Origin of the sequence: Paraburkholderia sp. MM5477-R1 (genome assembly GCF_050436385.1) — a bacterium.
Classification (GTDB): domain Bacteria; phylum Pseudomonadota; class Gammaproteobacteria; order Burkholderiales; family Burkholderiaceae; genus Paraburkholderia; species Paraburkholderia tuberum.
The window spans coordinates 1,275,031-1,288,627 of record NZ_JBNDMC010000007.1 but is presented as its reverse complement, the minus strand read 5'-3'; the positions used below and the strand labels follow the sequence as shown (position 1 = coordinate 1,288,627).

The 13,597-nt window shown below is 65.4% G+C and carries 14 protein-coding genes; 6 read left to right on the top strand and 8 right to left on the bottom strand.

Annotation, left to right across the window (positions count from 1 at the left end; all coding sequences use genetic code 11):
• From OKW35_RS34855 to tsaB, 4 genes are read right to left on the bottom strand one after another with little or no spacing between them, the layout of a single operon-like run.
• On the bottom strand, positions 1 to 1,002 hold the full coding sequence (locus tag OKW35_RS34855; protein ID WP_429554444.1) for a DUF1853 family protein: 1,002 nt from the start codon (positions 1,000 to 1,002) through the stop codon (positions 1 to 3).
• Between the two features lie 26 nt (positions 1,003 to 1,028).
• Positions 1,029 to 2,012, bottom strand: a complete 984-nt coding sequence (locus OKW35_RS34850; protein ID WP_429554443.1) for a uracil-DNA glycosylase — start codon at positions 2,010 to 2,012, stop codon at positions 1,029 to 1,031.
• Positions 1,999 to 2,493 (bottom strand): ribosomal protein S18-alanine N-acetyltransferase, encoded by a 495-nt coding sequence (gene rimI, locus OKW35_RS34845; protein WP_184049061.1) that lies wholly within the window; start codon positions 2,491 to 2,493, stop codon positions 1,999 to 2,001. The genes OKW35_RS34850 and rimI overlap by 14 nt, the downstream gene beginning before the upstream one ends.
• On the bottom strand, positions 2,490 to 3,326 hold the full coding sequence (gene tsaB / locus OKW35_RS34840; RefSeq protein WP_429554442.1) for a tRNA (adenosine(37)-N6)-threonylcarbamoyltransferase complex dimerization subunit type 1 TsaB: 837 nt from the start codon (positions 3,324 to 3,326) through the stop codon (positions 2,490 to 2,492). Before tsaB ends, rimI begins: the two co-directional genes overlap by 4 nt.
• A gap of 167 nt (positions 3,327 to 3,493) precedes the next feature.
• On the opposite strand from tsaB, the gene OKW35_RS34835 reads away from it, so the two are divergent.
• Positions 3,494 to 3,763, top strand: coding sequence for an acyl-CoA-binding protein (locus OKW35_RS34835; RefSeq protein WP_429554441.1), 270 nt, complete (start codon positions 3,494 to 3,496; stop codon positions 3,761 to 3,763).
• Positions 3,764 to 3,932: 169 nt separating this feature from the next.
• Here OKW35_RS34835 and OKW35_RS34830 read toward each other — a convergent pair whose 3' ends face one another.
• Positions 3,933 to 4,256 carry a hypothetical protein gene (locus tag OKW35_RS34830; RefSeq protein ID WP_184056947.1) on the bottom strand — a complete coding sequence of 108 codons (324 nt, stop codon included), beginning with the start codon at positions 4,254 to 4,256 and terminating at the stop codon, positions 3,933 to 3,935.
• A gap of 8 nt (positions 4,257 to 4,264) precedes the next feature.
• Between OKW35_RS34830 and OKW35_RS34825 the strand changes: the two genes are divergently transcribed.
• Positions 4,265 to 5,872 carry a DEAD/DEAH box helicase gene (locus OKW35_RS34825; RefSeq protein WP_429405542.1) on the top strand — a complete coding sequence of 536 codons (1,608 nt, stop codon included), beginning with the start codon at positions 4,265 to 4,267 and terminating at the stop codon, positions 5,870 to 5,872.
• 401 nt (positions 5,873 to 6,273) lie between these two features.
• Positions 6,274 to 7,578, top strand: a complete 1,305-nt coding sequence (gene aceA, locus OKW35_RS34820; RefSeq protein WP_184057372.1) for an isocitrate lyase — start codon at positions 6,274 to 6,276, stop codon at positions 7,576 to 7,578.
• 269 nt (positions 7,579 to 7,847) lie between these two features.
• Here aceA and OKW35_RS34815 read toward each other — a convergent pair whose 3' ends face one another.
• Together OKW35_RS34815 and OKW35_RS34810 are read right to left on the bottom strand one after the other, a co-directional pair.
• Positions 7,848 to 8,282: a universal stress protein gene (locus OKW35_RS34815; RefSeq protein WP_429554440.1), complete on the bottom strand. Its 435-nt coding sequence runs from the start codon at positions 8,280 to 8,282 to the stop codon at positions 7,848 to 7,850.
• Between the two features lie 127 nt (positions 8,283 to 8,409).
• Positions 8,410 to 9,312 (bottom strand): LysR family transcriptional regulator, encoded by a 903-nt coding sequence (locus tag OKW35_RS34810; RefSeq protein WP_429554439.1) that lies wholly within the window; start codon positions 9,310 to 9,312, stop codon positions 8,410 to 8,412.
• Positions 9,313 to 9,463: 151 nt separating this feature from the next.
• Here OKW35_RS34810 and OKW35_RS34805 point away from each other — a divergent pair, with 151 nt between their 5' ends.
• The gene (locus OKW35_RS34805; RefSeq protein WP_184056955.1) at positions 9,464 to 10,270 is read left to right on the top strand and encodes a haloacid dehalogenase type II; all 807 of its coding nucleotides are present in this window, start codon (positions 9,464 to 9,466) and stop codon (positions 10,268 to 10,270) included.
• Between the two features lie 80 nt (positions 10,271 to 10,350).
• The gene (gene aceB / locus OKW35_RS34800) at positions 10,351 to 11,943 is read left to right on the top strand and encodes a malate synthase A (protein ID WP_429554438.1); all 1,593 of its coding nucleotides are present in this window, start codon (positions 10,351 to 10,353) and stop codon (positions 11,941 to 11,943) included.
• Positions 11,944 to 12,068: 125 nt separating this feature from the next.
• On the opposite strand, the gene OKW35_RS34795 is transcribed toward aceB, so the two are convergent.
• On the bottom strand, positions 12,069 to 12,470 hold the full coding sequence (locus OKW35_RS34795; RefSeq protein ID WP_090800635.1) for a gamma-glutamylcyclotransferase family protein: 402 nt from the start codon (positions 12,468 to 12,470) through the stop codon (positions 12,069 to 12,071).
• A 182-nt stretch (positions 12,471 to 12,652) separates the two neighbouring features.
• On the opposite strand from OKW35_RS34795, the gene OKW35_RS34790 reads away from it, so the two are divergent.
• Entirely contained in the window at positions 12,653 to 13,552 is a 900-nt protein-coding gene (locus tag OKW35_RS34790) for an AraC family transcriptional regulator (RefSeq protein ID WP_184056960.1), read from the top strand.
• Positions 13,553 to 13,597 lie beyond the last annotated feature (45 nt).

The window sequence follows — 13,597 nt, the reverse complement described above, 5'->3', positions numbered from 1 at the left end:
TCATTGCTTCGCGTAACGCCGCGCGTGCTCGGGCCAGTCGTCGGGCACGATAAAACCGCGCGAGCGTTCAAGTACACGCCCCGTGTTGTCTTCGATGAATCCGGCGACCATCGTCGGGCCGTGTTGCGGTGAGATCCGCGCGGCGAGCGTGTTTGCGTCGACGTAGCACGTGTCGTCCGCACCGGCTTGCGTTCGATATTGCGGCGCGAGCCATTCGAGCCGCGCCAACACCCGCCACCTGTGCGCATGCGCGCACGCGAAAGCCGGCCAGTCGCGATGCGTGACCCACCAGCCGCGACCGTGCGCGGGATCGAGTTCGGCAGGATCGGTGGGCATCTCGCCATGCCGGTAAAACAGCCAGCCTTTGACGAACATCTGCGGCGTCCACGCGCCCGCATAGCCCGTCGAGGCAAATTCCTCGCGTGCGCTGAGCGGCAACTGATGATCGAGCAAATGCGCGAGCTTCAGATCGAGGCGGTCTTTCAGATTGGGGCCGACGTAATCGGCGAGACGCGCCGCCTCTGCCCCATTCGCATCGCCCGCATGCAGATAGCACTTCACCGCGAGTTCCCAATGCAGTCGCGCGCCCTGGCGCGTGCGCACGAGGAAATCGCATTCACCGAGCGTGAGGCCCGCATGTCGTAGCGGCACACCCGCTGCGATCAGTTGCGTCGCCGGTCCATGACGAAGGAAAAAGCCCAGCAGGCGTTCGGCGTAGCGGCCAAGGCGCGTGATACGCGTGGCCGCGAGATCCTGACGCAGAAGTGCCGGCGCGGCGTCGAGCGCGCGCAGCCAGTCGAGCGTGGCCTGCAATTCCTGCGGTGTGCCGAAAGGATCGGCGAGCGCGCCTGTGGGAAGCTGAGGGCGCAACAGATCGGGACTGAGCAGCAGCCACGCGAGATCGCGGACAGCGGGATCGCGCAACGCATCGACTGAAGCATCGCCACGCAAACCCAGCAAGGTATCGAGAAGCGCCGCGCGGCTGACAGACGCGGCGGGCATGCGCGCCGCCGGTCCCTCGGGCATCGTCACTTTGATTGGTTCGACGGCACGCCGCCGTTCGCGAGCCACGTGGCACGCGCGAGGCACAGATCCGCCCAGGCCTTGGCCTTGTCGGGCAGGCTACGCAGCAGATAGGCCGGGTGATAGGTGACGATCACCGGCACGCCCTCGTACGTGTGGACGCGGCCGCGCAACGACGAAATGCTCGCGTCGGTCTTGAGCAGACTTTGCGCGGCGAAACGGCCGAGCGCGACGATCAGCTTCGGCTTCACGAGCGACACCTGACGCTGTAGATAAGGTTCACAACGCGCGACTTCGTCCGGCTGCGGATTGCGATTGCCAGGCGGCCGGCACTTGATCACGTTCGCGATATACACGTTGGTGCCGCGCGCGAGCGCGAGCGAGTGCAGCATGTTGTCGAGCAGCTTGCCGGCCTGGCCAACGAACGGTTCGCCTTGTCGGTCCTCGTTCTCGCCGGGCGCTTCGCCGATCAGCATCCAGTCGGCCTCGCGATCGCCGACGCCGAACACCGTGTTCGCGCGCTTCTCGCACAGCCGGCACGCCTCGCATCCGGCGACGCGCTCGGCGAGCGCGTCCCAGTCGAGTGTGTGGATAGACGGCAGCGCGGGCGCGTCGCGGCGCGCTTCGGCGGGCGCGGCGGCCGATGCGGTCGGATCGTCGAACCACGCGAAGTCGTCCTCGGAAGGGGCGTCGAAAGTCGGCGGGGCTGAAAAGTCAGTTTGCGGTTCTGATGTTTCGCGCCGCGCTGCAGTTTCGTCGAAGCGCGGCGTGGATTCGCGCTGCACTTGCGGCGGCTGCACCTCGGCGGACGCGCGCAGCGGTTCGCGCGAGGTCTGCGTCGCAGGCTCCGCGCGACGCAAGTCTTCCGCGTGTTCCCGCGGCGACTGCAGCGCATCGCTCTGCCCGGCCTCCTCTCGCGCCGCGAGTCCGCGACGCACCCACAACGGCGCGAGTCCGAATTCTTCGAGCACCGATTCATGCAGCGCCATCTGCGCCCTCCGTGGCTAACGACAGACGCATCACGATCGCGTCCTCCCGGCCGCGATGCCGCGCCGGATAATAATTTTTGCGCCGGCCGATCGACGCGAAGCCGAAGCGCTCGTACAACCGGATCGCCCGACGATTCGACGGCCGCACTTCGAGCAGCAGCCCCTCGAGCCTCTCCGCGTGCGTGATGCGCACCGCCTCGCGCAGCAGCGCGAGGCCTGCGCCGGCGCCTTGTGCTTGCGGCGTGACGCACAGATTCAGCAGATGCATTTCATCGACGACTGGCATCAGCACGCAGTAGCCGATCAACGTCCCCGTCACGTGACGTAGACAGACGCCGAAATAGCCATTGCGCAGCGAGTCGCCGAAGTTGCCGCGGCTCCACGGAAACTCATACGCGAGTTTCTCGATCGCGGCGACTTCGTCCAGGTCGCTTTCGGTCATCGGCGACATGTAGCGGTCCGTGAGCAGCACGCCGCTCATGGGCGCGCCTCGTCGTGGGACGGTTGGCCGGAGCCGCCATCGGGCGCGTGCTGCGCGGACTGCTCGGCGCTATGAGCCGCTTTGGCTGATTTCGCCGCTTTGTCGGCCATGCGCTCTGCGGTCGTCCGCGCGACCTTGTCGCGCACGTACTCGGGTGCGGCCTGATCGGCGCGCACCGTGCGGCCCGCATGAAACGCGCGCAGCGCCGCGTACGCGAGCGGCAACGCATGCGGCAACGCTTGGCCATCGACGCTCCGCGCGGCCGCGACCGCCGGCAAGCGCTCGCCGAACGCGGCGGCCGCGTTGCCGGCGAGTGTGAATGGCACGTCGGGCAGCACGAGCCGCTCGGGTGCATCGAGCGTCGCCGCCTGCACGGTGCGCCATTCGTGTTGCGTGTCGTCCCACGCGTAGTCGGCCCAGTAGATTTCGTCCATGCGCGCGTCGAGCGCGGCGAGCACGCGCATCGTCGACGGATCGCGCAGGCGGGCGCTCTCCGCGCACGCGAGCAGCGTGCCGATCGGTACGACCGGCAGGTTCAGGCCGAACGCGAGGCCTTGGGCGACGCCGGTCGCCGTACGCAGTCCGGTGAACGAACCCGGACCCGAGCCGAACGCGATCGCGTCGCAATCCGCCAGCGTGAGGCCGGCTTCGTCGAACAGTTCGCGGATCGCCGGCAGCAGGCGGGTACTGGACACCGCGCCGGTTTGTTCGTGACGAACCCAGACGCGCGGTTCGGCGCTGGGCTGACCGGCGGCATCGACGGACGCGGAGACGAGCGCCGCCGAGCAGAACTCGGTCGATGTATCGAGGGCAAGAAGCACTGTTTGAGTCATGGACCGTATTGTAATCGGCGCGGTGCGCGTGAATGGTGGTTTGCGCGGCCGCGCTGCCCGGCTTCGCGGCCGTCATCGTTTGGAATAAGCCCTCGGTCCCGGGGCGGCGGGCAATTGCTATGATTTTCGGCCGATCTCATCTATCCCGCCACGCGGGCCAAACGACCATGAACGACATTAATTCCCAGTTCGAGCAAGCCCAGCAAGACGTCAAGCAACTGCCCGAGCGTCCGGGCAACCTGACGCTGCTGCGTCTCTATGCGCTCTTCAAGCAGGCGAGCGAAGGCGACGTGCACGGCGACAAGCCGGGCTTCACCGACATCGTCGGCAAATACAAGTACGATGCGTGGGCGGCGCTCAAGGGCACCGCGCAGGACGCCGCGAAGCAGCAATACGTCGAACTCGTCGAATCGCTGAAGAGCGGCACCGCGGCCTGAGTTTCCGGCGCGCCAATCATCTGCCGAAATGGCCGTCTGGCAATGCTGCGACCGCCTCGCGGCGGTTTCGGACACGAAGCTCCGGGCCGCCGCCCTCACTCGCCTACTTCATTCCGACACTTTCTTCTGTCGGAATTGCCTGAATGGTGGCGCAGTGCAGCAAATGTCGCTACAATGCCGCCTGCGCTTCACTGCTTTGCCCGTTTTTTCCAGCGGTCCTCGCGGCGCAGCGTCCATAGCGTTTGCTCCAATCCAGTTTAGAACCTGTCCCCTTCTGCCTAGCCCACTCCGGGCTCAAGTCCCAGGCTGGCGACTCGCCATGTTGGCACGTCGCATCCGATACAGCTTCTAACGAAAAACTCGCCTTCATTGTCGCGAGTTGCCCCCGTTTTTCGATTTGCTCGCTGCTGTTTTGCTCGCTGAATCCGACGACTTGGGTATGCCGATTGGCGTTGACGTTTTCATCCGATGAACCACCCAGGATCGTTTTCAAGGATTCACATGACTTTGAGCAACACCCCCAGCAGCCCGTTGAACGCCGTCGCCGACGAAGCACTCGGTCTTACGCCCGCCGCTCCCGAAGCCGTCGCGCAGGCTGACGCCAAGCCGACCTTCGCGTCGCTCGGCCTGTCCGCGGACGTCGTCTCCGCGCTGACCGCCGCCGGCTACGAGCACCCGACGCCGGTGCAGCAACGCGCGGTGCCGGCAGCGATCGCCGGCCGCGATCTGCTGGTTTCGAGCCCGACCGGCTCGGGCAAGACCGCCGCGTTCATGCTGCCCGCCATCGAGCGTTTCTCGCAGCTGCAAAAGACGCAGGCGAGCCAGCCGCGCGAGCCGCGCCCGGCCGACGGTGGCCGCGGCCGTCGTCCGCAGCCGGTCGCGCGTCCTACCATGCTGGTGCTGACCCCGACCCGCGAACTGGCGATGCAGGTCACGACCGCCGCCGCGACGTACGGCAAGCACCTGAAGCGCCTGCGCACCGTCAGCATTCTCGGCGGCGTCGCTTATGGCCAGCAGCTGATGCTGCTCGCGAAGAATCCTGAAATCCTCGTCGCGACGCCGGGCCGTCTGATCGACCACCTCGAGCGCGGCCGCATCGATCTGTCGCAACTGCAGATCCTCGTGCTCGACGAAGCCGACCGCATGCTCGACATGGGCTTCATCGACGACATCGACACGATCGTCGCCCAAACGCCGGCTACGCGTCAGACCATGCTGTTCTCCGCCACGCTCGACGGCAAAATCGGCTCGCTGACCGGCCGTCTGTTGAAGGACCCGGAGCGGATCGAGATCGTCCAGCGCTTGGAACAGCGCACCAACATCGCGCAAACCGTCCACTACGTCGACGACCGCGATCACAAGGACCGTCTGCTCGACCATCTGCTGCGTGACGACGGCCTCGACCAGGCCATCGTCTTCACGGCCACCAAGATGGACGCCGACCAGTTGGCGGGCCGTCTGGCCGACGCCGGCTTCGAATCGGCCGCGCTGCACGGCGACCTGCCGCAAGGCGCGCGTAACCGCACGATCCGCGCACTGCGCGAGCGCCGCGTGCGCGTGCTGGTTGCGACCGACGTCGCCGCTCGCGGTATCGACATCCCGGGCATCACGCACGTGTTCAACTACGACCTGCCGAAGTTCGCCGAAGACTACGTGCACCGTATCGGCCGTACCGGCCGTGCGGGCCGCTCCGGTATCGCCGTGAGCCTCGTGCATCACGCCGAACAGGGCGCGTTGAAGCGCATCGAGCGCTTCGTGCGCACGCCGCTTCCGGTCAACGTCGTCGAAGGCTTCGAGCCGCGCAAGGCGGCGCCCTCGGGCAACGGCCGTCCTGGCTTCGGCGGCCGCGGCCGTCCTGGCGGTGGTAATGGCCGTCGCTTCGGCAGCGGCTCGGGCAAGCCGGGCGGCTACGGCGGCTCGCGCAACGGTAACGGCACTGGCAACAGCAACGGCGGCGGCTGGGGCAACAAGTCGGCCGGCGGTTCGCGCGAAGGCTTCGGCTCGCGCGAAAGCCACGGCGGTTCGCGCGAAGGCTTCGGCGGTGGCTCGCGTGACGGCTACGGCGCGCGCCGCAACGACGGTCCCCGTTCGGCACGTCGCGGCAGCTAATAGCGACCCACCTGACCGACCGGATGGCTTCGCGCCGTCCGTGACACAGAAGAAAACCGGCGCTCGGGCGCCGGTTTTTTTTCGTCTATCGACTGGCCGCCCCAAATTTCACGATGTAAAAAATTTTTTTGCGTCGTAAAAAATCATGCTGCAAAGCACAAGAAGGACTATTGCAACAGGGAAAATATCGTTTCTTATCGCGAAAAGCAGGCATCAAGTCATTGATTTTATATAAAAATAAATATTGGAAAAACGCTTTGCGGCGTCTATTGTGCGTCCTTCGATTTGCCTAGACTCTTATATAAGACTTCACGAAACAGAACGCCTCTCCGGGCCCGACGCTTCGAGAAGACAGAGTCACCCATCCTCCATAACTGGCATCGAAGGAGCACATCATGACCATGACCCGCGAACAGCAAGTGCAGCAACTCAAGCAGCAATGGGAATCGGACCCGCGTTGGAAAGGTGTCAAGCGCACCTACTCGGCCGAAGACGTGGTGCGTCTGCGCGGCTCGGTGCAACCTGAGCACACGCTCGCGAAGCGCGGCGCGGAAAAGCTGTGGGCCGCCGTCAACAACGAGCCGTTCGTCAACTCGCTCGGCGCGCTGACCGGCAACCAGGCGATGCAGCAGGTGAAGGCTGGTCTGAAGGCAATCTATCTGTCGGGCTGGCAGGTCGCGGGCGATGCCAACGTCGCCGGTGAAATGTACCCGGACCAGTCGCTGTATCCGGCCAACTCGGTGCCCCTCGTTGTCAAGCGCATCAACAACACGCTGACGCGCGCCGACCAGATCCAGTGGTCGGAAGGCAAGAACCCGGGCGATGAAGGCTACGTCGATTACTTCGCGCCGATCGTGGCCGACGCGGAAGCCGGTTTCGGCGGCGTGCTGAACGCATTCGAACTGATGAAGGCGATGATCGAAGCGGGCGCGTCCGGCGTGCACTTCGAAGACCAGCTCGCATCGGTCAAGAAGTGCGGTCACATGGGTGGCAAGGTGCTCGTGCCGACCCGCGAAGCCGTCGCGAAGCTGACAGCCGCGCGTCTGGCCGCCGATGTGTCGGGCGTGCCGACCGTGCTGCTCGCCCGCACCGACGCGGAAGCCGCCGACCTCGTGACCTCGGACATCGACGACAACGACCGCCCGTTCCTGACCGGCGAGCGTACCGTCGAAGGCTTCTACCGCACGAAGCCCGGTCTCGAGCAGGCAATCTCGCGCGGCCTCGCCTATGCGCCGTACGCAGACATGATCTGGTGCGAAACCGGCAAGCCGGACCTCGAGTTCGCCAAGAAATTCGCCGACGCGATCCACAAGGAGTACCCGGACCAACTGCTGTCGTACAACTGCTCGCCGTCGTTCAACTGGAAGAAGAACCTCGACGACGCGACGATCGCGAAGTTCCAGCGCGAACTCGGCGCGATGGGCTACAAGTTCCAGTTCATCACGCTGGCCGGCTTCCACGCGCTGAACTACTCGATGTTCAACCTCGCGTACGGCTATGCGCGCAACCAGATGACCGCGTTCGTCGAAATGCAGCAGGCGGAGTTCGCGGCGGCCGAAAAGGGCTTCACCGCGGTCAAGCATCAGCGCGAAGTCGGTACCGGCTACTTCGACGCGGTCACGCAGACGGTCGAGCGCGAAGCATCGACGACCGCGCTGCACGGTTCGACGGAAAACGAGCAGTTCTTCGACAAGAAGGTCGCCTGAGATCAGCCAGTCGGGTTATGCAGTCCCGTGGCCTGAGCGCAGGAACGATCGGCAAACGTCGAGCGGCACCACCAGAGTGCCGCCGACGCAGGGAGGGCCGTGCCGTGCTGGATTGGCAGGAGCGTCAGCGCGAACGCCGACGGCCGGAGAGTCTCAAAGAGCCAGCGCGCGGCAAGCGTGCGGCGAACCTGAACGCGCCGGCAGCGCCGCCGGCGCGCTTTTTTTCGAAGGCGGTGCCTGCCGGCACGCTGCCGGCAGTGCCAAGCGATTCAGCGATAGACGATCACAGGAATTTTCGTATGCGTGAGCACGCGCTGCGTTTCACTGCCGATCAGCAGGCTGCCGAGCCCGCGCCGCCCATGCGATGCCATGAAGATCACGTCGCAGCGCCCCTGCTCGGCCGCTTCGATGATGCCGAGATACGGCGCCGGATGCACGCTCGTGCGGCTCTCGACACTGACGCCGACGCGGCGCGCCGCATGCTCGACTTCGCGCGGATGCACGCGCGCCTCGCGCTCGCTGCGTTGCAGGAACTCGCCGGGCGGTTCGACCACGACATCGGAGAACGGCGAGTACGGATATTGCGGCAGACAGGCGTATGCGGTAACGCGGGCGCCCACGGCCTGCGCGAGGTCGATCGCGCCCGCTATCGCCTTGCGTGACAGATCTGAACCATCGGTCGGAACCAGGATGTGCCTGAACATGATCCCCTCCGTCGCCGGCTGCCCGCAGCACGGCGTCAGCGTTCAACACAGCCCAGGGTGCAGGCTGCTCGAAACGATTGTAATGCGTATGAATGCGGGTATTCGCGTCTGTCTGGAGATTGGCGCATCAGTCCCAGTAACCGCGTTCGCCGTACGTATGCTTGAGAAAGTCCAGAAACAGCCGCACCCTCAGCGGCAGATGACGGCGCTGCGGGAACACCGCGTGGATGCCGATCGGCGGCGCGGCGAATTCGTCGAGCACGCTGACGAGGCGGCCCGCCGCGATCTCCGCGCCGACCTCCCACCACGAGCGCCACGCGAGCCCGTGTCCGGCGAGACACCATTCGTGCAGCACCGCGCCGTCCGAGCACTCCATCGTGCCGGACACCTTGATCGACGCGACCTTGCCGTCGTGCTGAAACATCCAGCCGCGCTGCTGGTTCGCGCTGGCGCCGAGCGCGAGGCAGTTGTGGCGCGCGAGATCGGCCAGGCTGTGCGGCGCGCCGCGCCGGCTCAGATACGCGGGCGACGCGACGCATACGCGCCGGTTCTCCGCGAGCTTCAGCGACACCAGCGACGAATCGGGCAACTCGCCGAGCCGCACCGCGCAATCGAAGCCTTCGTTGACGAGGTCGACGAGGCGGTCGGACAGATCGAGCGTGATCGACACGTCCGGATGCGCGACCGTGAACGCGGGCACCAGTGGCGCCACGTGCCGGCGCCCGAAGCCGGCCGGCGCCGACAGCCGGAGATGGCCGCTCGCCTTCACGCCGCCCGCCGACACGCTCGCCTCGGCGTTCTGCATGTCGTGAAGAATGCGCTGGCAATCTTCGAGAAAGGCCGAGCCTTCGAAGGTCAGCGTGATCTTGCGCGTCGTGCGCACGAGCAGCTTGACGCCGAGGCGCTCCTCCAGTGCGTCGATGCGCCGGCCGATGATCGCGGGCGCGACGCCCTCGGCGAGCGCCGCCGCGGACAGGCTCCCTTTGGCCGCGACAGTGGCGAAGGTCTCGATCTGCTTGAAACGGTCCATGAACGATACGCGCCGCGGCGAGGCGGAAAAGTGAGCAGTGCGCGTCAGATTAGGTACGTAAAAGTAAAAGATCAAGTGATTGTTAGCCTATTTTTTAGCACCCAAGGTCAGCAATACAATCGATCCCGACCTCTGACAGGAGTGCATGGCAATGTCGGCCACAACGACACCTTCCCCGCGAGCAGTGATTTTCGACGCCTACGGCACGTTGTTCGACGTGCATTCGGTGATCGCCGCCGCGGAGCAACTGTTCCCCGGCCACGGCGACGCGCTGTCGCAGCTGTGGCGCCAGAAGCAGATCGAATACACGCAATTGCGCACGCTCGCCGCGCGCAGCGACGCCCCCGGCGAACACTACCGCCCGTTCTGGGACATCACGCTCGACGCACTGCGCTTCGCCGCGAAAAGACTGCAGCTCACGCTCGGCCGCGCGGCCGAAAAGCGGCTGATGGACGAATACGCGTGCCTGTCCGCATTTCCCGACGCGGTGCCCGTGCTGCGTGCGTTGCGCGAGGCCGCCGCCGCGCCACGCGTGGGGCTCGCGATTCTGTCAAACGGCAATCCGCAAATGCTCGATATCGCGGTCAAGAGCGCCGGCATGAACACCCTCTTCGATCACGTGCTGTCGGTCGACGCCGTGCGCGCGTACAAACCCTCGCCTGCCGCGTATGCGCTCGGCCCCGACGCGTTCGGCGTGGCCGCGCGCGAGATCGTGTTCGTGTCGTCGAACGGCTGGGACGTCGCGGGCGCGACATGGTTCGGCTTCACGACGTTCTGGCTGAACCGGCAGAACCTGCCCGTCGAAGAGCTCGGCGTGACGCCGCATGGCACCGGTAGCGGCATGAACGATCTGCTGGACTTTCTGCGCACACTCGCGACGTCGTCACGTTCGAGCGGCGGCCGTCGAACGAAAGTTCCTGGCAGTGGCAGTCGCAAGCGCGCCGGCCCGCGCGTATGACGGCGCCCCTCGCATTCGGCAATCCACTTCCCCCTTTTCAACCTTCGCATTTTTGCAATCTGACCGACCAAGGAAAAAACATGGCTAATCCGCTGTCGTTGCCGCAAGGCATGGAAATCACCGGCGACATCAAGCCCGGCTTTGAAGCGATCCTCACCCGCGAAGCGCTGGAACTCGTCGCGGCCTTGCACCGTACCTTCGAGCCGCGCCGTCAGCAGTTGCTGCAGGCGCGCGTCGAGCGCGCGAAGCGGCTCGACGCGGGCGAGCGGCCCGACTTCCTCGCCGCCACGAAGAGCGTGCGCGAAGGCGACTGGAAGATCGCGCCGCTGCCGCAGGATCTGCAGTGCCGGCGCGTCGAGATCACCGGCCCCGTCGAGCGCAAGATGATCATCAACGCGCTCAATTCGGGCGCCGACTCCTACATGACCGACTTCGAGGATTCGAACGCGCCGAGCTGGGACAATCAGATCACCGGTCATATCAATCTGAAGGACGCGGTGCGCCGTACGATCTCGCTCGAACAGAACGGCAAGTCGTACCGGCTCAACGACAGGACCGCGACGCTGATCGTACGTCCGCGCGGCTGGCATCTCGACGAGAAGCACGTGAAGGTCGACGGCCAGCGCGTGTCGGGTGGCATCTTCGATTTCGCGCTGTACATGGTGCACAACGCGAAGGAGTTGATCGCGCGCGGCTCGGGTCCGTACTTCTATCTGCCGAAGATGGAGAGCCACCTCGAAGCGCGGCTGTGGAACGACCTCTTCGTCGCCGCGCAGGAAGCGGTCGGCGTGCCGCGCGGCACGATTCGCGCGACGGTGCTGATCGAGACGATCGTCGCCGCGTTCGAAATGGACGAGATCCTGTACGAGCTGCGTGAACATAGCTCGGGCCTGAACGCGGGCCGCTGGGACTACATCTTCTCGGCGATCAAGAAGTTCAAGAGCGACCGCGACTTCTGCCTCGCCGATCGCTCGCAGATCACGATGACCTCGCCGTTCATGCGCGCGTACGCGTTGCTGCTGCTGAAGACCTGCCATCGCCGCAACGCGCCGGCGATCGGCGGCATGAGCGCGCTGATTCCGATCAGGAACGATGCGGCCGCGAACGACAAGGCGATGGCCGGCGTGCGTTCAGACAAGGCGCGCGACGCGGGCGACGGCTACGACGGCGGCTGGGTCGCGCACCCGGGCCTCGTGCCGGTCGCGATGGAAGAGTTCGTCAAGGTGCTCGGCGATCGGCCGAACCAGATCGGCAAGCAGCGCGTCGACGTGCTCGTGAGCGCGACCGACCTGCTCGACTTCCGCCCGGAAGCGCCGATCACCGAAGCGGGCTTGCGCAACAACATCAACGTCGGCATTCACTACCTCGGTTCGTGGCTCGCGGGCAATGGCTGTGTGCCGATTCACAACCTGATGGAAGATGCGGCCACCGCCGAGATTTCGCGCTCGCAGGTCTGGCAGTGGATCCGCTCGCCGAAGGGCAAACTCGACGACGGTCGCAAGGTGACGGTCGAACTGGTGCGCGAGCTCGCGGCGCAGGAGCTCGACAAGGTCAAACAGACGGTGGGCGGAGATACGAAGCCGTATGAGCGTGCCGCGCAGATCTTCGAGCAGATGTCGACCGCGGAGCAGTTCACCGATTTTCTGACGCTGCCGCTTTACGAAGAGATTTGATGGTGTTGATGATGCGGGCTCGAGCGCCTTGGGCCTGCTCGAGCCGGGTGATCGCATCGGCTTGAACGACGGCACGCCGCGGACATACGTGGCGCACTTTTTTTTGCTCGCCTTCGTGCACCAGCTCAGCGCGTGCGCCGATGTTCGACCCAATCTCCTGAACGGATCTCGGGCAGCCCTTTTACGGCGCTCGGCGCGACCGGATAGAAGCGGCAATTCACGACGTTGCCGTCCACTTTGACCATCACCTCACGTGTCAGAAAACGATCCTCGACGCCCGGATACACGGCTTCGATTTCGTCGAGCACCGCGACGAGCGCATCGTCGATTTCATAGACGTCGCCGAGCACGTCGATACCCGCTTCGTCGACGACGAGACCCGGATAGTCGCCAAAATCGAACAGATGGCCGCGCACGGTGGTACTGCCGAGCAGGCTCGGTGCGGGGATGTCGTTGCGCGCGGCGGCTTCGCTGATGTCGTTGGTTTCACCGGCACGCAGCGTGCCGTAGACAAAGACGGTCTGCATCGTCGTTGAGTCTCCATGGTCAGAGGTGATGTCGGTGGCTCGGAGGCCATCGGGACATTATGCAACGGCGGCCCGTCGGCAACAGAAACTGGGCACGGCCTACAATGCTTGATGCCCGCGGCGGTGAATGGCCTCGACCGCGCTTCGCCGTTGCCAGCTCCGTGATCCGAACCGACCTTGCCATGACCTCGTCCTCCGACTCCGACTTGTTGAGCCGCGTGCGTTTCGCCGACATACCGCCCGAGTTCGCGCCGAACGAGATGCATCCGATCCGCGTGCGCTCGCGGCCAATGCCGGCGGGCTGGCATATCGCGCGTCATACGCATGCCTGGGCGCAGGTCGCGTATGCGTCGCGCGGCGTACTGCGGGTCGCAACGACGGGCACGACATGGATGGTGCCGCCATCGCGCGCAATCTGGTTGCCGCCGCATGTGACGCACGAAGTGGTCGCCGTCGAGGATGCGTTCCTGCGCACGCTGTACATCACCGAGAGTACGGTGCCGGCCGGGCTCGATACGCCGCGCGTCGTCGAAGTATCGAACCTGTTGCGCGAGGTGATTGCCGCGCTCGATACGCCTGGCCTGTCCGCCGCGCGCGAGCAGCTGCTCGGCGCGCTCGCGCTCGATGAACTGACGCGCTCCGAGCCGTTGCCGCTGTCCGTGCCGATGCCCAGCGAAAAGCGCCTGCGCGCGCTGTGCGAGGCCGTGATCGCCGACCCGATGCATGGCGAGTCGCTCGAGCAGTGGGCATCGACGGTGGGCGCGAGCACGCGCACGATCGCGCGGCTGTTCCGCCAGGAACTGGGTGTGAGTTTTTCGCAGTGGCGTCAGCAGGCGATTCTCGCGCGCGCCATTCCATTGTTGAGCCAGGGACGGCCGCTGTCGCACGTCGCGCAGGAACTGGGCTATCAGAGCCAGAGCGCCTTCTCCGCGATGTTCCGGCGTGCGTTCGGCGCGAGTCCACGCGCGTTTATCGAACGAGGCGCCGAGCATCGCGCGAGCAACGGCGAGCATGATGACGCGCAAACGGATGAAGAAACGGCACAGGATCAAGCCGGTTCGACGGACGTCGCCGAGCGGTGAATGGCGACAACTAGCGGTGCGCGTCGGCCATCAATGCGGGGCACG